Source organism: Streptomyces sp. NPDC093261 (assembly GCF_044753645.1).
Classification (GTDB): Bacteria; Actinomycetota; Actinomycetes; order Streptomycetales; family Streptomycetaceae; genus Streptomyces.
Map to the genome: position 1 here is coordinate 285,003 of NZ_JBIVNO010000004.1, position 19,212 is coordinate 304,214.

The window sequence follows — 19,212 nt, forward strand, 5'->3', positions numbered from 1 at the left end:
CCCCTGACCGGTCAGCCGGTCAGCTGCCAGGGGCCGGACTCCGGGGAGCCCGGGGCCGTCTGGCGGGAGACTGCCAGGCGGCCGTCTGCTCCGAGGGCCGCGATCGTGGCACGGCCCAGCGCGCCGAAGGCGGCCGCGGGCGCGTGGGCGATCGTGCCGCCCGGTGAGGCAACGCCCCCGGTGACCGCCCGTCACACCGACTGCCACGCCGCCAGCGCCAGCCCCGGCTCGTCCTTCTGGCGGGCCACGCGGAGCTCACCGTCCGGGGTCAGGCTCGCGGCCACCACCCGGCCCTCGGCGTCCTCGGCCAGCGCCACCCGCGTGCCCACCGGCAACTGCGGGCCCGACTCGCTCCACCACAGGCCGGCCGACTCCTGTTCGGTGGGGCAGGCCGCGACGACGACACGGCCGGACTCCGAGCGCTGGGCGAGCAGCGTGCAGTCGTAGCCGTCGACGGCGCAGCGCAGTGCCGCCGCCGGGCCCGGGCCCGCGGCACGGAGCAGCGGAACCGGGTCACCGCCCGGACGCCACGCGTGCAGCATGCCCTCGGGGTCCGCGAAGAACAGCGTGGTGTGCTCCTTGGAGGTGGGCAGGGCGGTCAGCGTGCCCGGCCTGACGGCCGCCTCCAGCGCCTCGTCGGGGACCAGGGTCGCACCGGGCTCCTCCTGACGCCAGCGCAGAATGCCGTCCGAGGTGGTGGCGTACAGCTCGACGCGCCCCGACCCTCCGGTCACGGCGGCGAGCTCCTCGTGCGCGCCCGGGCCTCCGATGTCGCGCCAGGGGTCCCAGCCGCCGCGCTCCTTCTGGGCGACCATGCTGACGCCCCCGCCCTTGTTGCGCGCGAAGACATGGGCGCGGCCCTCGGCGTCCACCGCCACCGCCGGCAGGCCGGTCCGGTCGCCCTTGTTGTCCGGGTGGCCGATCGGGAGCCAGTCGAGCGCGGACAGGTGGGGACGGAAGTGGGTGGAGTGGACAAGCCCCGACTCGCCCGGGACCGTGGGGCGCCACGCGAGGAGGTGGGCATACCCGTCGGGGCCTTGGCCGAGCGCCAGTTGGGTGTACAGCCGCTGGTCCCCGCCGACCTTGCGCGGGGGCGTCCAGGGAAGACCGGGGTGGTGTTCGGCCCGGCACCACACCGCTTCGTCCCGCGAGGCATAGGCGCTCAGGCTGCCGTCCCGGCCGCGCAGCAGCCAGGAGCCGTTCAGAGTGGGGACCGTTGACACTCCCCCACTCTAATCGGGAGCCCGCCGAGCGGGCGTCGCGGGCTCGTGCGAGGCTGTGGACATGAGCGCCCCGCCCCTGGTGATCGTTGACGCCGCGAATGTCGTCGGATCGGTGCCCGACGGCTGGTGGCGGGACCGGCGCGGCGCGGCGGAGCGACTGCGGGACCGCCTGGCGGGATACGCCGAGGCAGGGCTGCCCGGCCGCCCCGGACCGGTGGAGCTGGTGCTCGTGGTCGAGGGCGCGGCCCGCGGGGTGGAGTCGGTGCCCGGCGTACGGGTGGAGGCGGCGCCCGGCAGCGGGGACGATCGCATCGTCGAGCTGGTGGAGGAGGCCGGGGACCGTCCGGTCCTGGTGGTCACGGCGGACCGGGAGCTGCGCCGCCGGGTCGGGGAGCGGGGCGCGGAGGTCATGGGCCCGCGGTCGGTGCGCGAGCCGGAGCCTCCGGCCGGCCCGCGCTGAGCAGCGGTCACGGGGTCACGTCGTCCGGCCGCCCGGTCACCCGCCCCGCCGCGCGCTGCTCCTCGCCCACGCGGCTGTGCGTGCGGCCGTAGAGGAAGTACACGAGGAAGCCGGCCACCAGCCAGACGGCGAACCGCAGCCAGGTCATGGCGGGCAGGTTCAGCATCAGCCACAGCGAGGCGCACACCGAGAGGATCGGCACCACCGGCACGAACGGGGTGCGGAAGGCGCGAGGCAGATCGGGGCGGGTCCGGCGCAGGATGACCACGCCGATCGCGACGACGATGAAGGCGAAGAGCGTACCGATGTTGACGAGTTCGGCCAGTTCGCTGAGGCTGGTGAAGCCCGCGACGACGGCGACGATCACGCCGAGCACGATGGTCGGCCGGTGCGGGGTCTGGAAACGCGGGTGGACCCGGGAGAAGAACCGGGGCAGCAGTCCGTCCCGGCTCATCGCGAAGAAGACCCGGGTCTGGCCGAGGAGCAGAATCAGGCAGACCGTGGTCAGACCGACGGCGGCACCGAAGCTGATCACTCCCGCGTACCAGGGATGTCCGATGCTCTTGAAGGCGTCGGCGAGCGGTGCGTCCACGGACAGATCGTTGTAGTGCTGCATCCCGGTGACGACGATCGACACCGCCACATACAGCGTGGTGCAGATCAGCAGGGAGCCGAGGATACCGCGGGGCATGTCGCGTTGCGGGTCGCGGGTCTCCTCGGCCGTCGTCGCCACGATGTCGAAGCCGATGAAGGCGAAGAAGACGACGGACGCGGCGGTGAAGATACCCAGCACACCGAAGTCGGAGGGCACCCAGCCGGCAATGAGCTGGATGAGCGGTGCCTTGAGGCTGGCACTCGCCGGTACGGCCTCGGCCTTCGGGACGAACGGCCTGTAGTTGGCGGTGTTGACGAAGAAGGCACCCGCGACGATCACGATCAGCACGACGGCGACCTTCACGGCGACGACGAGCCGGGTCACCCGGGCCGACAGCTTCATCCCGACGACGAGGATGGTGGTGAGCAGCAGGACGAGGCCGGCGGCGAGGATGTCGAAGCCGAACCCGCCTGTCCCTTCGCGGCCGCTCAGCCACGCGGGCAGATGCAGGCCCGCGTTGTCGAGCAGGGAGCGGATGTATCCGGACCAGCCGACGGCGACCACCGCCGTGCCGAGCGCGAACTCCAGGATCAGGTCCCAGCCGATGATCCAGGCGGGCAGCTCGCCGAGTGTGGCGTAGGAGAACGTGTAGGCGGATCCCGCGACCGGGACCGTCGAGGCGAACTCGGCATAGCAGAGGGCGGCGAGCGCGCAGACGACAGCCGCCACGACGAACGACAGCGAGACGGCCGGTCCCGCGTTCTCCTTGGCGACCTTGCCGGTGAGCACGAAGATGCCGGTGCCGATGATGACCCCGACGCCGAACACGGTCAGATCCAGCGCGGAGAGGGTCTTCCTGAGCGCGCGCTCCGGCTCCTCGGTGTCCTGGATCGACCGCTCGACGTTCTTCGTCCGGAAGAGGGTGCTGCTCACGGCGTACCTCCCACGCTCGTCGTCCTCGACATGATCGAGAGGGGGCGTAGTGCGTATGCCCCGAAAGGGTGGGATTCACGCAAACGGGCCGGTCCCGCCACCGTAAAGGATGGCGGGACCGGCCCGGGGCGATCGGGGGGAGGCGTCAGTCCCGCGCGGACTCCACCGAGTCCACGGACCGCGCCGCGGGCCTACCGTCGGTGGCGGTCCCCTCGGTGGAGCCGAGCCGGGAGTGGGGGAGGCCGTCGAGCTTGGCGACGAGCCCGGTGACCTGGCGGGCGATGTCCGGCGCGGTCAGGCCGATCTCCGCCATGACCTCCTTGCGGGAGGCGTGGTCGAGGAAGCGCGGCGGGATGCCGAAGTCACGCAGCGGCACATCGATGCCCGCGTCGCGCAGGGTCTGCGCGACCGCCGAACCGACACCGCCGACACGCGAGTTGTCCTCGACGGTGACGACCACCCGGTGCTGCTCGGCGAGCGGGGCGAGCGCCTCGTCGACGGGCTTGACCCAGCGGGGGTCGACCACGGTGGTGGAGATGCCCTGCTTCTTGAGCAGGTCCGAGATCTCCAGGCACATGGGCGCGAGCGCGCCGACGGACACCAGCAGCACGTCCGGCACCGGGGCGTCGGCCTTGCGCAGGACGTCCATCCCGCCGACCTTGCCCACCGCGGGAACCGCCGGGCCGACGACGCCCTTGGAGTAGCGCAGCACGGTCGGCGCGTCGTCGACGTCCACGGCCTCGCGCAACTGGGCGCGCAACTGCTCGGCGTCGCGCGGCGCGGCGATCCTGAGGCCGGGGACGACCTGGAGCATCGACATGTCCCACATACCGTTGTGAGAGGCGCCGTCGTCGCCGGTGACGCCGGCCCGGTCCAGCACGAAGGTCACCCCGCACCTGTGCAGGGCGACGTCCATGAGGACCTGGTCGAAGGCGCGGTTGAGGAAGGTCGCGTACACCGCGAAGACCGGGTGCAGTCCGCCGGTGGCGAGACCGGCCGCGGAGACCGCGCCGTGCTGCTCGGCGATGCCGACGTCGTAGATCCGGTTCGGGAAGGCGTCCGCGAACTTCTTCAGGCCCACCGGCTGGAGCATCGCCGCGGTGATCGCCACGATGTCCTTGCGCTCGCGGCCGAGCCGGACCATCTCGTCGCCGAAGACGGAGGTCCAGCTCGCGGCGGCCGCCTTGATGGGCAGGCCGGTGTCGGGGTGGATGGGGCCGATGCCGTGGAAACGGTCGGCCTCGTCCTGCTCGGCGGGCTTGTAGCCGCGGCCCTTCTCGGTGAGGCAGTGCACGATGACCGGGCCGCCGAACCGCTTGGCGCGGGCCAGCGCGGACTCCAGGGCCTCGATGTTGTGACCGTCGATCGGGCCGACGTACTTCAGGCCCAGGTCCTCGAACATGCCCTGCGGGGCGATGAAGTCCTTCAGGCCCTTCTTGGCGCCGTGCAGGGTCTCGTAGAGAGGCTTGCCGACGACGGGGGTGCGCTCCAGCACCTCCCTGGTGCGGGCCAGGAACTTCTCGTAGCCGTCCGTGGTGCGCAGGGTGGCCAGGTGGTTGGCGAGACCGCCGATCGTGGGAGCGTACGAGCGCTCGTTGTCGTTGACGACGATGACCAGGGGGCGGTCCTTGGCGTCCGCGATGTTGTTGAGCGCCTCCCAGGCCATGCCGCCGGTCAGCGCCCCGTCACCGATGACGGCGACGACATGGCTGTCGCGCTCCAGCAGTTCGTTGGCCTTGGCGAGGCCGTCGGCCCAGCCGAGGACGGTGGAGGCGTGCGAGTTCTCGATGATGTCGTGCTCGGACTCGGCGCGGGAGGGGTAGCCGGAGAGACCGCCCTTGCTGCGCAGCCCGGAGAAGTTCTGACGGCCGGTGAGCAGTTTGTGCACATAGGCCTGGTGACCGGTGTCGAAGAGGACCTTGTCCTTGGGCGAGTCGAAGACGCGGTGCAGCGCGATGGTGAGCTCGACCACACCGAGGTTGGGGCCGAGGTGGCCGCCGGTCTTGGAGACGGCGTCGACGAGGAAGGTCCGGATCTCCTCTGCCAGCTGGTCCAGCTCCTCCAGGCTGAGCCGGTCCAGATCGCGCGGTCCCCTGATGCGGGTCAGCAGCGGCACCCGTGCCTCCTTGCAGTAGAGCTGAGTCGAGCTTGCCGGGCCCGTCGAGTCTAATGTTCCGCCTGTGCGGATCATGGGCCGCCCTCACATTCGGCGTATCCGTTTTCGGCCGCACCACGCCGCACGGGCCCTGTGAGCTGCACGGGCGGTCCGGGAGCCTCCCGGGCAGCGTGCGTTCCACGGGCTGCACCGGCCGCGTGGGCGCGCTACGGGCTCCCGGGGCAGCGGGGTCCACGACGTTGCCCAGGCCGCGTGGGCTCCACGGCTTCCCGGGCCGCCCCGGCCGCACAGGACTGTGCCCGGCACCCCCATGGGTACCGGGCACGGGTCGAAGAGGGACGGCCGCGTCCCGTCCACGAGGCGCTGTGCGCGCCCCCGCGGTCGTGGGACTACGCGCGGCCCGCCGTCTTCTGGGTCTTGCGGGTGACCGCGTCGATGACGACGGTCGCCAGCAGAACGCCACCGGTGATCATGTACTGGACCGGCGAGGCGATGCCCTCGAGGGCGAGGCCGTACTGGATCGACACGATGACCAGCACACCGAGCAGCGCGTTCCATGTGCGCCCACGGCCACCGAACAGCGAGGTACCACCGATGACCGCCGCCGCGATCGCGTTCATCAGCAGGTCACCGGCACCGGCACCCTGGTTGGCGGACGCGATCTTCGAGGCGATGAACAGACCGCCGATCGCGGCGAACGTGCCGGAGATGGCGAACACCGAGATCCGGACCGCGGCCACGTTGATACCGGCACGGCGGGACGCCTCCACGCTGCCGCCGAGTGCGAACACCTTGCGGCCGTACGCGGTGCGGCGCAGGACGAAGTCGGTGATCAGCAGCACACCGATGAAGATCACCACGGCGAGCGGCAGGCCCTTGTACTGGTTGAAGACGACGGCCACCGCGAACGCGACGATCGCCAGCAGCACCGTCCGCAGGATCGTCTCGCTCAGCGGCCGGGACGGCACACCGGCGGCCTCGCGCCGCTTGTTGCCGAAGTAGGAGCTGAGGAAGTACAGAACCGTCACGGCGAGCGCGAGCCCGTAGGCGGCGGCCACGTCGGAGAAGTAGTACGTCGTCAGCTTGGCGACCAGACCGTCGCTGTTCAGGTTGATCGTGCCGCTGTCGCCCAGGATCTGGAGCATGAAGCCGTTCCAGAACAGCAGACCGGCCAGGGTCACGGCGAACGCCGGCACACCGATCTTCGCGAAGACGAAGCCGTGGAGGGCTCCGGCGACCGTGCCGGTGAGGATGGCCAGCACGAAGGCCAGCACCTCGTTCATGCCGTGGGTGATGTTCAGCACCGCGAAGGTGGCGCCCGCGACACCGGACACCGAGCCGACCGACAGGTCGATCTCACCGAGCAGCAGCACGAAGACGATACCGACGGCGATCATGCCCGTGCCGACCATGGCGACGGAGATGTCGGAGAGGTTGCCCGCGGTGAGGAAGTTCGAGTTCAGGCTCTGGAAGATGATCCAGATGATCGCCAGGCCGAGGACGACCGGGATCGCGCCCAGGTCACCGGCCTTCATCTTGCGCTTGAACTCGCTGATGTAGCCCGCGAATCCCTGCTCGCGCACCAGCAGCCGGGGGTCGACCGCGGTGACCGCATTCGCGGCCGCCTCGGGGTTCTCCACGGCTGTGTCCTCGGGGGGCGTGGAGGTCTTGTCGATGCTCACTTCTTGATCTCCCCATTGCTGCGCGCCGCACGACGGGTCACGGCGTTGTCCGTGGCGCCGGTGATGGCGGAGATGATCTCTTCCTGCGAGGTCGACTTGACCTCGAAGATGCCGTTGTTGCGTCCCAGACGCAGCACGGCCACCTTGTCGGCGACGGCCTTCACATCGGCCATGTTGTGGCTGATGAGGATCACGGCGTGACCGCGCTCGCGCAGCCGCTCCACGAGGTCGAGGACCTGCGCGGTCTGCTCGACGCCGAGGGCGGCGGTGGGCTCGTCGAGGATGACCAGCTTGGGCTCGCCGAGCATGGAACGGGCGATGGCCACGACCTGACGCTGACCGCCGGAGAGCGAGGCGATCGGGATGCGGACGCTCGGGATGCGGATGGACAGCTGGTCCAGGAGCTCACGCGAGCGGCGCTCCATCTCCACCTCGTCCAGCACGCCGCGGCGGCGGATCTCCCGGCCCAGGTACAGGTTGCCGACGACGTCGATGTTGTCGCACAGCGCGAGGTCCTGGTAGACCGTCGCGATGCCCAGGTTCTGGGCGTCGTGCGGCTTGCCGATGTGGACGGTCTTGCCCTCCCACTCGATGACGCCCTCATCGATGGGGTGCACGCCGGCGATCGTCTTGACCAGCGTGGATTTTCCGGCGCCGTTGTCGCCGACCAGGGCGACGACCTCTCCGGAGTGGACCTCAAGCTCTACGTCGGTGAGCGCCTGTACGGCACCGAACCGCTTGGAGACCCCGCGCAACGCCAGCACGGGCGTAGCGGACACGTGAACCATCTCCTTCGCCGCCTGACCCGGCGGGAGGTTGTGCAGAAGTTTGGGGGATGTTCCGTCCGGCGCCCCGCTACGAGCTTGCGGGGCTGGTGAGAGCGGGACGCCGGAGGAGCCTTCATTCGCCAGTCCCGTAAGGGAATTCAAGAGCGAATTCCCTTACGGGGAAAGGACTCTCGGTGTATTACTTCAGGCCGATCTTGTCGCAGGCCGCCTTGTACTGGGCGGTGCAGATGTCGGCGACCGTGTAGATGCCGTCCTTGATGACGGTGTCCTTGATCTTGTCCTTGGTCAGCGACTGGACCGGGACCAGGACCGACGGGACCTGCTTGGTGGTCGGGCTGTCGACCTTGTCCTTGGCGATCGAGTCGAGCGACTTGCCCTGGGCGAGGGCGACGGCCATCTGCGCGGCGATGTCCGCCTCCTGCGGGTAGGACTTGTAGACGCTCATGTACTGCTCGCCCGTGACGATGCGCTGCACACCCGCGAGCTCCGCGTCCTGGCCCGTGACCGGGATGTTGGAGATGCCGGCGGCCTTGAGGGCGGTGATGATACCGCCGGCCATGCCGTCGTTGGCGGAGTAGACGCCGACGATGTTCTTCTTGCCAAGGGCGGAGATGGCGCCTTCCATGTTCTGGTTGGCGTTCTCCGGCTTCCAGTCCTTGGTGTCGTACTCCTTGCCGATGTTCACCTTGCCGTCGAGCACCTCGTGGGCGCCCTTCTTGAACTGCGCGGCGTTCGGGTCGGTGACGGAGCCGTTCATCATGACGATCTTGCCGGACTTGGCCTTGGAGCCGAGCGCGTCAAGGAGGGCCTGGCCCTGGGTCTTGCCGACGGTCTCGTTGTCGAACGAGGTGTAGGCGCTGATCGGGCCCTGCGCCAGGCGGTCGTAGGCGACGACCGGGATGCCGGCGTCCTTCGCCTTCTGGACCGAGTTCTTTATGGCCGCGGAGTCCACCGCGTCCACGATCAGCACGTCGACCTTGTTGGTGATCATGGTGTCGACCTGCTGGTTCTGCAGGCTGGCGTCCTGCTTGGCGTTGGCGTAGACGACCTCGCCCTTGCCGTTCGTGAGCTCCTTGACCTTCTTCTCGATCAAGGGGCGGTCGAACTTCTCGTAACGCGCGGTCTGGTTCTCGGGGAGAAGCAGACCCACCTTGATGGCGTCGCCCTTCTTGGCGCTCGACGAGGACGACGAGGAGGAGCCGCCACCCGACTCCTTGGCGCTGCCACATGCGGCCAGCGAGACGGCCATGGCACCAGCAGCAACGGCAAAGGCCGCACGACGCATACGCGTGTTCACTTCAGAAACCTCCCTGACGAGGCCGCGTCGTTGCGGCCGAGGTGGCTGGAAGTCAACTCGGCCGCACGTGCGACGTCAAGAAGTAAATCCTTAACGAGATGGCAACGGTGCCATCCGTTCTCTAAGTGAAGGCAGGGGCCACGGCGGGAAGCGAGCCATCCAAAAGGGTCGAATCACCCATCTCGCTGAGCGCGAGCGCGAGCGCCCCGAGCACCTCGGCGCGGCCGCCGAGGGCCCCCGGCAACACCGAGAGCTGACGTGCGGCACTGGGAATCGCATAGCGGCCGACCGACTCCCTGATGGGCCCGAGAACCAGCTCTCCGGCCTCGGCGAGGTCACCGCCCAGGACCACTCGGCTCGGGTTCAGCAGATTGCAGAGATTGGCGACTCCGCTGCCGATGTGGCGACCGACGTCGGCGATCACCCGACGGCAGCCAGGGTCACCGTCCCGCGCCAGCCTGACCACGCCCTCCATGGTCAGATCGGTGCCGTGGCTGGGCTGGAGCAGGGGCAGCACATACCGCGCCGCCGTGAACGTCTCCAGGCAGCCCCGGTTGCCGCAGCGGCAGACGGGACCGGATTCATCAAGGGTGATATGCCCGATTTCTCCTGCCGTGCCGCCGGGCCCACGGTAGATCGTCCCGTCGATCACCAGCCCGGCGCCGACACCGCTCGCGACCTTGATGTAGGCGAGGTCCTTGACCCCCCGGCCACTGCCCCAGACCAGCTCGCCGAGGGCGCCCAGGTTGGCGTCGTTGTCCACGTGCACCGGAACGCCGAGCCGCCCCCGCAGCTCCTCGGCGGGCCTGGCGCCGGTCCAGCCCGGCAGGATCGCGGTGGAGCCGAGCGTGCCCGACTCGACGTCGATGGGACCGGGCACGCCGAGACCCACCCCCGCGATCTTGGAACGGTCCACCCCGGTCGCCTCGATCAGCCTGTTGACCAGCTCTTCCGCCCGGTCGAAGCCCTGCGCGGCGGAGGCGTCCACATCCAGGGGCTCCGACTCCTCGGCCAGCACCTGATGGGCGAGGTTCCCGACCGCGACGCGCAAATGGGTGTGCCCGAAGTCGACGCCGATCACAATGCCGGCATCACCGCTCAGGGAGACGCTCCGGGCCCGTCGGCCGCCCGACGACGTGGGCGTGACCTCGACGGTTCCACCGTCTTTGAGCTCCCGCACGATGTTGGAGACCGTTGCCGCGGACAGGCCCGTCGTCCTCGCGATCTCCGCCTGCGTGAGGGATCCTGCCAGCCGCACGGCGCGTACGACCCGCTCCAGGTTGGCTCGGTGCAGCGACGACTGCGACCCTGGAGTCTCCACGACGACCTCCTGAGCACGGGACCGCTTCGGTGAGGCCCCGCCTATGTCCAACTAGTGAACTCTAAGCTGAGCCGTTCGGGTTGCCTCCCGTCAAGAGGTTGAACCGCATCCGGGTCCTTGGACACATCTGTGCGCGCCACCCGGGAGACCTGAGCGGCGCGCACCGAACTCGTCACGGAGCGTGATGCCCCGCTGGGCTACTTGAGGGTCGCCGAGGTCAGGCCCGCCTGCACCTGGCGCTGGAAGGACAGATAGACCACCAGCATCGGGATCATGGCGATGGTCACGCCCGCGAAGAGAACGGGCAGGTCGGAGGCGTACCCCTGCTGTTGCTGAAGCTGGATGAGGCCCTGGGTGAGCACATAGCGCTCGGGGTCCGAACCGCTCTGCGGCTGCATCAGGACCGTCGGCAGGATGAACTGGTTCCACTGACCCAGCGTGTTGAAGATCCCGACACTGAGCAGACCCGGCTTCGCCATCGGCAGCATCACCTGGAAGAAGGTGCGGGTGTGCGAGGCACCGTCCAGGACGGCCGCCTCGAACACCGCCGTCGGCAGGGTCCGGAAGAAGGCGTGCATGAAGAACACCGTGAACGGCATCGAGTAGGCGATGTAGACCAGGATCAGGCCCTGGTAGGTGTTCAGCATGTCCAGCCGCTTGACCATGAAGAACAGCGGGACCAGCGCCAGGAACACCGGGAACATCGCGCCGGCGACGAAGAAGTAGTAGAGGAACCGGTTGCCCGGGAACGGGTAGCGGGCGAGCACGTACGCGGCCATCGAGCCGAACAGCATCGTCAGCGGCACCGAGAACACCAGCACGATCACGGTGTTCAGGAAGTAGTCGCCGATGCCCTTGTCCCAGGCGCGCCGGAATACGTCGAAGGACCAGTCGTGCGGCCAGCCGAAGGCCGAGCCGCCGATCTGGGCGTCGGTCTTGAAGGAGCTGAGCACCAGCCACAGCAGCGGCAGCACGATCAGCAGGGCCCACAGGGCGAGGAAGCCGTGCGAGAAGACGTTCAGGACGACGCCCTCGCTGCGCCGGTCGCCGGGGCGGACGGGAACCTTGGCCGCGGACCGCTGGGCGGGAACGGCCGCGGTCTCCTGGATGGGTGCGCTCATCGTCGTCTCTCCCGCTCAGAACTCGATGCGCTCGCGGCGGGTGGCGCGCAGCGTGACCACGGACAGGACCAGGGTGAGCAGCAGCATGACGACGCCCATGGCGCAGGCATAGCCGCTCTTTCCGAAATAGAGGAAATTGCGCATCATCACGGTCGACATGACGTCGCTGTGATGGTCGGGGCCGCCGCCGTAGGCCCCCATGTTCTGGGTCATGGAGGAGACCAGGACGAACATGTCCATGGCCACGATGCCCAGGTACACCCATGCGGTCTGCACGGTGTCCCACAGCAGCGGCAGCGTGATGCCGAAGAAGGACTGGGAACGGTTGGCCCCGTCGATGAGTGCCGCCTCGTAGATGTCCTTCGGAATGGACTGCATGGCGGCCGAGAACAGCACCAGATAGAAGCCGACGCCGTGCCAGACCACGACCAGGATCAGCGCCCACAGCACCAGGTTGGGCTCGTTGAGCCATTCCACGGGATTGTCGGGGTCGACCAGGCCGAGCTTGATCAGGAAGCCGTTCAGCAGACCGCCGCCGTCACTGCGGTACACCGCGTTGAACAGCACCGCGAGAATCGCCAGTGACAGCACCTGGGGGAAGAAGTAGACGACTTTGTAGAACTTCGCCCCGGCCACGCCCTGGACGCCGCCGGCCCGGCCGCGCCCGCCCGCGTTCACCATGAAGGCGAAGAACAGGGCGAGCAGAATGGTGATCACCGGGATGAAGATCAGAAACAGGATGTTGTGCCAGATGGCCTCCAGGAAGACGTCGTCCTGGAACAGCGCCCGGTAGTTGGCCAGGCCGACGAACTTGAAGGTCTGCGACTGGCCTTTCCAGTCGGTCAGCGAATAGCCGAACGTCTGGATGTACGGCCAGATGACGAAGATCAGATAGAGCGCCACGGGGACGAAGAGAAAACCCGCGACGAACCGGTACTGCCCTTTGCGCATGCGTTCCTGCCCCTGGTGTCCCGTCCCGGGCCGGGAATCGGAAGGATTCCCGGCCCGGAATCCGGTCGGTCGAGCGGGCCCGGTCGCGGGGGCCCGGCCGGCGGCGAGCCTCAGTCGTGGTGGTTCTTCTTGGAGGCCGGGTCCTTGGCCTGCTTGTCGACCGCGGCCTGACAGCGCTTCAGCCACTCCTTGGGCTGGATCCGCTTGGCCATCAGCTCGTTGGACGCGTTCTGGATCGCGGTGTCCATCTCGCTGTACCAGTCCGGGTAGAGGTAGCGGAAGGTGTTGGTGCCGGCCGCCTTGGACGCCTCGACCGTGGACTGCGTACCCGGGCGCAGGGTCACGCCGGCGTCGACGCCGTCCTGGAGGATGGTGAGCGAGTTGGCCTGCTTGGCGAACAGCGTCGACCACTCCTTGGAGAGCATGTGCCGCATGAACTCCTTGGCCCCGGGCAGGTTCTTGGCCTTCGCGGGAATGATGAAGGGCTCGCCCGAGCCGGCCCTGATCGCCTCGAAGGGCATCGCGCTGCCGGACAGCAGCGGCATCGGCAGGAACTTCATGTCGAAGTCGGACGGCGTCTGCTTGAGCTGCTCGTTCTCCAGCCACGAACCGCAGGTGATGAACGCGGCCTTGTACTGGTTCCAGCGGGTCTGCGACTCGGTGTGGGTCAGGCCGTTCGTACCGGGCATCAACAGGCCCTTCTCGACGACCTCGTAGATCGCCTCGATGCCCGCCAGCGCGGCGTCGGAGCCGACGAACGCCTTCGGGTCGAGGTTGTCGATCGCCTTGACGGCGTCGATGCCGCCCTTCTTGGCGATCAGGTCCATGATGGCGACGTTGATGTAGTAGGGGTACTTGCCCTGGTGGGCGAGCCCGCCGATGCCCTGCTTCTTGGCCTCCTGGCAGATGGCGAGGAAGTCGTCCCAGGTCTTGGGCGCCGTCCAGCCCTTCTCCTTGAAGAGCTTGCCGGAATACCACAGGCCCCACACCGTGTAGATGTAGTTGAGGGCGACGACCTTGCCCTCCTGGACGCCCGGGTCCAGGGTGCCGGGGATGAGGGTGTCGCGGACCTTCTTGCTCGGGTCGTCGACCGACGGCGCGTCGAGGACCTCAGCGAGGTCGAGCAGTTGCCCGTTCTTGTAGAGGACGTCGACCTTGATCTGCTGGGCACCGGAGTCGTCCACGAGGTCCGGCGGGTTGCCCGCGTTGAAGCGGGGCTGGAGTTTGCCCGTGATCTCCTGGGTGCCGGTGTGGGTCGAGGTGATGCCGAGCTTCTTCTGGTAGTCGGCCTCCCACGCCTTGGCGTAGTCGTCGCCGTAGCCGCCCTTGAAGATGACGACGTCGAGCTTGCTGCCCTTCTCCGCGCCGAAGGGGTTTGTCTTCGACGTCTTCCCCTTGGTGTTGTCATCGCCGGAGCTGTTGCCGCCGCCACTGGCGCACGCCGACAGAAAGCCCATCGCGGGGACGGAGATCAGGCCGAGCGCGGCGGACCGCTTGATGAGGTCGCGGCGGCCGACGCCGCCGGGGGTGGTGTTCTCGCCGGAAGTGGATCCCATGCTCAAGTCCTCGCCTTCTCCAGGACTCAGGCGGTGAACCGGATCCTCCCCGGCACCGCGGTGATGGTGAAGCTGGGGTCGTGCATGAGGGATTCAGTGGGACGGCATTGCGGCCCGTCGTGCCGAAAACGGTCCGCCACCTCCCGATTCCCCCCGGTCGTGCCTGTCCACGGCTGCCGTGGCGCGGGGCGACGGCTGTCCGAACGCCGACAGGTATAGTCCACTTCCCGCCAACGGAGCAAGATCGAATGCAAGGTTGACTCTTTGCTTTTCCGAGTTGAGACCTCGCGGAAATACGGGATGCCCGTATGCCACTCGGACGGGATATCCGCCGCAATGACCCCGAATGCCACACTCAACGCCCTTGACATCACAGAGCACTTGGGCACCTACTGGTCCTTGCGCAGCAGAGTTGACAACGTTGTCCATATTTTCACAGCGCAGGGAGGGTGCTCGCGCATGCAGCACAGATCTCGGCACAGACGGGCTCGGTCGGCGGTCGTGGCAACGGCCGCCTTCGCATTGCTGGTGGGTCTTCAGGGCGCGGCGGAGGCGCTGCCCGGCCAAGGCTCCACCGCGGACCGGGAGTTCGCCTCCTCGTTCGAGGCGGGTGACCCGGCGCCGACGTGGCTGAACACCGTGGACACGGCAGCGGACGGCAGCAAGCGGGCGTCCGGCGTGGACGGCGGATACACCACGGGCATCCCCGGCAATGTGACCGACGAGGTCACCGACGTCCGTGCGAGCGCCGAGAACGCGGGCGCCGGAGAGGTCAAGGAGAACCTCATCGACGGCGAGCCCGGCACCAAATGGCTCACATTCGCGCCCACGGGCTGGGTCGAGTTCGACCTCGACGCGCCCGTCAAGGTGGTCACCTATGCGCTGACTTCGGCCAACGACTACGCCGAGCGGGACCCCGCCGACTGGACCCTTCAGGGCTCCACGGACGGCAAGGACTGGAAGACCCTCGACACCCGCACCGGCGAATCGTTCGACCAGCGCTTCCAGACCAGGTCGTACGACCTCGCGGAGCCGGCCGAGTACGCCCACTTCCGGCTCGACATCACCAAGAACCACGGCGCGGACATCCTCCAGCTCGCCGATGTGCAGTTGTCCACCGGCAAGGACAGCGAGCCCACGCCCAAGGACATGCGCACGCTGGTGGACCGCGGCCCGATCGGCTCCCCCACCGCCAAGGCGGGCGCCGGCTTCACGGGCCGGCGGGCCCTGAGGTACGCGGGAACGCACACGACGGACGGCCGGGCGTACTCGTACAACAAGGTCTTCGACGTGAACGTGCGCGTCGAGCCGAACACGCGGCTGTCCTACCGGGTCTTCCCGTCGATGGCGGACAAGGACCGGGACTACGACGCCACGAACGTCTCCGTCGACCTCGCCTTCACCGACGGCACCTATCTGAGCGGCCTCGGGGCGCTCGACGAGCACGGCTTCCCGCTGACCCCGCAGGGCCAGGGCGCGTCCAAGGTGCTCTACGTCAACCAGTGGAACGACGTGGCCTCGCGGATCGGGTCGGTCGCGGCGGGCAAGACGGTGGACCGGATCCTGGTGGCGTACGACTCGCCGAAGGGACCGGCGAAGTTCCGTGGCTGGCTGGACGACGTCGCCCTGAAGGTGGCGCCGCCGGAGAAGCCGAGGGCCCATCTGTCCGACTACGCGCTCACCACCCGCGGCACCAACTCCAGCGGCTCCTTCTCGCGCGGCAACACCTTCCCGGCGACCGCCCTGCCGCACGGCTTCAACTTCTGGACGCCGGTGACCAACGCGGGCTCGCTGAACTGGCTGTACGACTACGCCCGGGCGAACAACGCGGACAACCTGCCGACCATCGAGGCGTTCAGCGCGAGCCATGAGCCGAGCCCGTGGATGGGTGACCGGCAGACGTTCCAGGTCATGCCGTCGACCGCCGCCGGCACCCCGGACACCGGCCGCGGCGCGCGGGCGCTGGCGTTCAAGCACGAGAACGAGACGGCGCGCCCGTACTACTACGGGGTGACCTTCGAGAACGGGCTCAAGGCGGAGATGACGCCGACGGACCACGCGGCGGTGCTCCGGTTCACCTATCCCGGCGACAACGCGAGCGTGATCTTCGACAATGTGACCGAGCAGGCCGGGCTGACCCTCGACAAGGAGAAGGGGATCGTCACCGGGTTCTCCGACGTGAAGTCCGGGCTGTCGACGGGGGCTACACGCCTGTTCGTCTACGGCGTCTTCGACGCACCCGTGACGGACGGGGCGACCTCGGGGGTGAAGGGGTATCTGCGTCTGCGCCCGGGTGCGGACCACACCGTGACCCTCCGCCTCGCCACCTCGCTGATCGGCATCGACCAGGCGAAGGACAATCTGCGCCAGGAGGTCCCGGACGGCACCTCGTTCGACCAGGTGAAGGCACGCGCCCAGCGCGCCTGGGACAAGCTGCTCGGCACGATCGAGGTCGAGGGCGCGACCACCGACCAGCTGACGACGCTCTACTCCTCGATGTACCGGCTGTATCTCTACCCCAACTCCGGCTTCGAGAAGGTCGGTTCGGGCTACCAGTACGCCTCTCCGTTCTCCCCGATGACGGGTCAGGACACCCCCACGCACACCGGGGCGAAGATCGTCGACGGCAAGGTGTACGTCAACAACGGCTTCTGGGACACCTATCGGACGACCTGGCCGGCGTACTCCTTCTTCACCCCGAAGCAGGCCGGTGAACTGGTCGACGGCTTTGTGCAGCAGTACAAGGACGGCGGCTGGACCTCCCGGTGGTCCTCGCCCGGCTACGCGGACCTGATGACGGGCACCTCCTCGGACGTGGCGTTCGCGGACGCCTATGTGAAGGGCGTGAAGTTCGACGCGACGGCCGCCTACGACGCGGCGGTGAAGAACGCGACGGTCGCACCGCCCGCGTCCGGCGTCGGCCGCAAGGGCATGGCGACCTCGCCGTTCCTCGGCTACACCAGCACCAGCACCGGCGAGGGCATGTCGTGGGCGATGGAGGGCTATGTCAACGACTACGGCATCGCGAAGATGGGCCAGGCGCTGTACGAGAAGACCGGCGACAAGCGCTACCAGGAGGAGTCGCAGTACTTCCTGAACCGCGCCCGGGACTACGTCGACCTCTTCGACGCGAAGGCCGGCTTCTTCCAGGGCCGCGACGCGCAGGGCAACTGGCGGGTCGACTCGTCGAAGTACGACCCGAGGGTGTGGGGCTACGACTACACCGAGACCAACGGCTGGGGCTATGCCTTCTCGGTCCCCCAGGACAGCCGGGGTCTGGCGAACCTGTACGGCGGCCGCGCCAAGCTGGCGGACAAGCTGGACCAGTACTTCGCGACACCGGAGACGGCCTCGCCGGAGTTCGTCGGCTCCTACGGCGGGATCATCCACGAGATGACGGAGGCGCGTGACGTCCGGATGGGCATGTACGGGCACTCCAACCAGGTCGCGCATCATGTGATCTACATGTACGACGCGGCGGGCCGCCCCTGGGAGGCCCAGGCCAAGGTCCGCGAGGTGCTCGCCCGGCTGTACAACGGCAGCGAGATCGGGCAGGGCTACCACGGCGACGAGGACAACGGCGAGCAGTCGGCCTGGTATGTGTTCTCGGCGCTTGGCTTCTACCCGCTGGTGATGGGCAGCGGGGAGTACGCCATCGGGTCGCCGCTGTTCAAGAAGGCCACCGTGCATCTGGAGAACGGCCGGGACCTGGTCGTCAACGCCCCGAGGAACAACACGCGGAACGTGTACATCCAGGGGCTGAAGGTCAACGGCGACCCGTGGACGTCGACGGCGCTGCCGCACTCCCTGCTGTCCCGGGGCGGAGTGCTGGACTTCGACATGGGCCCGCGGCCGTCGGCCTGGGGCAGCGGGAAGAACGCGGCCCCCGTGTCGGTCACCCAGGACGACAAGGTGCCCTCGCCGCGCGCCGACGTGCTCAAGGGCGACGGGCCGCTCTTCGACGACACCTCGGTGACGGAGGCCGCCGCGACGAGCGTGGACCTGCCGGTGGCGGGCCCCGCCAAGGCGGTGCAGTACACGCTGACGTCCCCGGCGGACCACACGAAGGCCCCCACCGGCTGGACCTTGCAGGGCTCGGAGGACGGCACCGGGTGGACGACCCTCGACCAGCGCTCGGACCAGTCTTTCCCCTGGGACCGGCAGACCAGGGCGTTCTCGATCCCGCACCCCGGCTCGTACGCGCACTACCGCCTGGTCCTGAACACCGAGTCGACACTGGCGGAGGTGGAGCTGCTCTCCTGACACCCCCGTGAGCCAAGGGGCGGGCGCGGAGGCGTGCGCCGCCCGCGCCGGGGAAGAGCACCCCTCGGCATCCCCGGTACGGGTGAACGCCCTTGACATCGTTGTCCGTTGACCCGGTACAGTCATGTACAGACCACTGAGACAACGTTGTCGCCGGTCGCCACAAGCCATGTCCCCTCCGGTACGGCCCACTCCCCCCTTCCGGCCGAGCCGGCTCGCGGACCGGGTGGCACGCTCACCGCCCACCCGGTCCGCCCGGAGTCCCGTCCGTCACCCTGCGTCCACATCCCCACCCTCCTTGGCCACCCGAGGCACCCCTGGTACCCGAGAGGTCACTCGTGGGGGCGGTGTTGGCCGTACCAGGGCGCGAACGGGGCAACCCCAGTGCTCTCGTGGTCATCTACCTGTACGAACGTGATGACCTGGGAGAGGGCGGGCTGTGCACGGTTCCGGTGCGGACGGTGACCACGAGAAGGGCACCGCCGGTTCCTGGTGGGCGCCCGCCGTGGCGAATCTCCTGATCGGACTGATCGCGATACTGCCCGGCCTGTGCGTGCGGTGGCTGCTCGCCAGATACGCGGTGATCCACTGCGCCGACGGATTCGGCTGTGTCGGCAAGTCACCGGACAACACGCTCGGCATGACGCTCGGCGCGGTGCTGGGCGGCGCGTTCGTCCTCGGCATGGTGCTGGTGGTGGACGTTCTCATGCCCTGGCAGGAGGGCCGGCCGCTGCATCTGTGGCTCGGCATGGCGACCCTGGTCCCCGCGCCGTTCGCGATCGCTCAGGCCGCGGGGTGGATCTAGGCGGTGTGGGGCCCGGGTCCGGGTGGGTGTGACCCCCCGGCCCGGAACACGGCAAGGGCCGCATCCCCGCCGGGCGGGGATGCGGCCCTCTACTGCCGTGC

At 68.6% G+C, this 19,212-nt stretch carries 13 protein-coding genes; 3 read left to right on the forward strand and 10 right to left on the reverse strand.

All coding sequences use genetic code 11. The annotated features are described in order from the left end of the window. Window positions 1–191: 191 nt before the first annotated feature. Entirely contained in the window at window positions 192–1,205 is a 1,014-nt protein-coding gene (locus ACIP94_RS12905) for a hypothetical protein (protein WP_402424261.1), read from the reverse strand. A 79-nt stretch (window positions 1,206–1,284) separates the two neighbouring features. On the opposite strand from ACIP94_RS12905, the gene ACIP94_RS12910 reads away from it, so the two are divergent. Further along, entirely contained in the window at window positions 1,285–1,683 is a 399-nt protein-coding gene (locus tag ACIP94_RS12910; RefSeq protein ID WP_402423701.1) for an NTP pyrophosphohydrolase, read from the forward strand. Window positions 1,684–1,690: 7 nt separating this feature from the next. Here ACIP94_RS12910 and ACIP94_RS12915 read toward each other — a convergent pair whose 3' ends face one another. The 9 genes from ACIP94_RS12915 to ngcE all read right to left on the reverse strand — a co-directional run bounded on the left by ACIP94_RS12915 (window position 1,691) and on the right by ngcE (window position 14,043). Further along, window positions 1,691–3,211, reverse strand: coding sequence for an amino acid permease (locus ACIP94_RS12915; protein ID WP_402423704.1), 1,521 nt, complete (start codon window positions 3,209–3,211; stop codon window positions 1,691–1,693). 145 nt (window positions 3,212–3,356) lie between these two features. Then, a complete protein-coding gene (dxs, locus tag ACIP94_RS12920; protein WP_402423706.1) occupies window positions 3,357–5,327 on the reverse strand; it encodes a 1-deoxy-D-xylulose-5-phosphate synthase in 1,971 nt (656 codons plus the stop codon). 389 nt (window positions 5,328–5,716) lie between these two features. Continuing rightward, entirely contained in the window at window positions 5,717–7,009 is a 1,293-nt protein-coding gene (locus tag ACIP94_RS12925; RefSeq protein WP_402423709.1) for a sugar ABC transporter permease, read from the reverse strand. Then, window positions 7,006–7,797 (reverse strand): ATP-binding cassette domain-containing protein, encoded by a 792-nt coding sequence (locus ACIP94_RS12930; RefSeq protein WP_402423712.1) that lies wholly within the window; start codon window positions 7,795–7,797, stop codon window positions 7,006–7,008. Before ACIP94_RS12930 ends, ACIP94_RS12925 begins: the two co-directional genes overlap by 4 nt. A 178-nt stretch (window positions 7,798–7,975) precedes the next feature. Continuing rightward, complete coding sequence (locus ACIP94_RS12935) at window positions 7,976–9,082, reverse strand: sugar ABC transporter substrate-binding protein (protein WP_402424264.1); 1,107 nt, start codon at window positions 9,080–9,082, stop codon at window positions 7,976–7,978. 133 nt (window positions 9,083–9,215) lie between these two features. Further along, window positions 9,216–10,415, reverse strand: a complete 1,200-nt coding sequence (locus ACIP94_RS12940) for an ROK family protein (RefSeq protein ID WP_402423715.1) — start codon at window positions 10,413–10,415, stop codon at window positions 9,216–9,218. A 197-nt stretch (window positions 10,416–10,612) separates the two neighbouring features. Then, on the reverse strand, window positions 10,613–11,536 hold the full coding sequence (locus ACIP94_RS12945) for a carbohydrate ABC transporter permease (protein WP_402423718.1): 924 nt from the start codon (window positions 11,534–11,536) through the stop codon (window positions 10,613–10,615). A 15-nt stretch (window positions 11,537–11,551) separates the two neighbouring features. After that, window positions 11,552–12,487, reverse strand: a complete 936-nt coding sequence (locus tag ACIP94_RS12950) for a carbohydrate ABC transporter permease (protein WP_402423721.1) — start codon at window positions 12,485–12,487, stop codon at window positions 11,552–11,554. Between the two features lie 110 nt (window positions 12,488–12,597). Next, window positions 12,598–14,043, reverse strand: coding sequence for an N-acetylglucosamine/diacetylchitobiose ABC transporter substrate-binding protein (ngcE, locus tag ACIP94_RS12955; protein ID WP_402423724.1), 1,446 nt, complete (start codon window positions 14,041–14,043; stop codon window positions 12,598–12,600). A 459-nt stretch (window positions 14,044–14,502) separates the two neighbouring features. Between ngcE and ACIP94_RS12960 the strand changes: the two genes are divergently transcribed. Both ACIP94_RS12960 and ACIP94_RS12965 read left to right on the forward strand, forming a co-directional pair. Then, entirely contained in the window at window positions 14,503–18,306 is a 3,804-nt protein-coding gene (locus ACIP94_RS12960) for a GH92 family glycosyl hydrolase (protein WP_402423727.1), read from the forward strand. Between the two features lie 439 nt (window positions 18,307–18,745). Next, entirely contained in the window at window positions 18,746–19,111 is a 366-nt protein-coding gene (locus ACIP94_RS12965; RefSeq protein WP_402423730.1) for a hypothetical protein, read from the forward strand. Window positions 19,112–19,212: the final 101 nt, after the last annotated feature.

Excerpts from the sequence above, each read along its gene's own strand:
- ACIP94_RS12910 (WP_402423701.1), top strand. The coding sequence starts at position 1,285 with ATGAGCGCCCCGCCCCTGGTGATCGTTGACGCCGCGAATGTCGTCGGA.
- ACIP94_RS12930 (WP_402423712.1), bottom strand. The coding sequence starts at position 7,797 with ATGGTTCACGTGTCCGCTACGCCCGTGCTGGCGTTGCGCGGGGTCTCC.
- ACIP94_RS12935 (WP_402424264.1), bottom strand. The coding sequence starts at position 9,082 with ATGCGTCGTGCGGCCTTTGCCGTTGCTGCTGGTGCCATGGCCGTCTCG.
- ACIP94_RS12945 (WP_402423718.1), bottom strand. The coding sequence starts at position 11,536 with ATGAGCGCACCCATCCAGGAGACCGCGGCCGTTCCCGCCCAGCGGTCC.
- ACIP94_RS12950 (WP_402423721.1), bottom strand. The coding sequence starts at position 12,487 with ATGCGCAAAGGGCAGTACCGGTTCGTCGCGGGTTTTCTCTTCGTCCCC.
- ngcE (WP_402423724.1), bottom strand. The coding sequence starts at position 14,043 with ATGGGATCCACTTCCGGCGAGAACACCACCCCCGGCGGCGTCGGCCGC.
- ACIP94_RS12960 (WP_402423727.1), top strand. The coding sequence starts at position 14,503 with ATGCAGCACAGATCTCGGCACAGACGGGCTCGGTCGGCGGTCGTGGCA.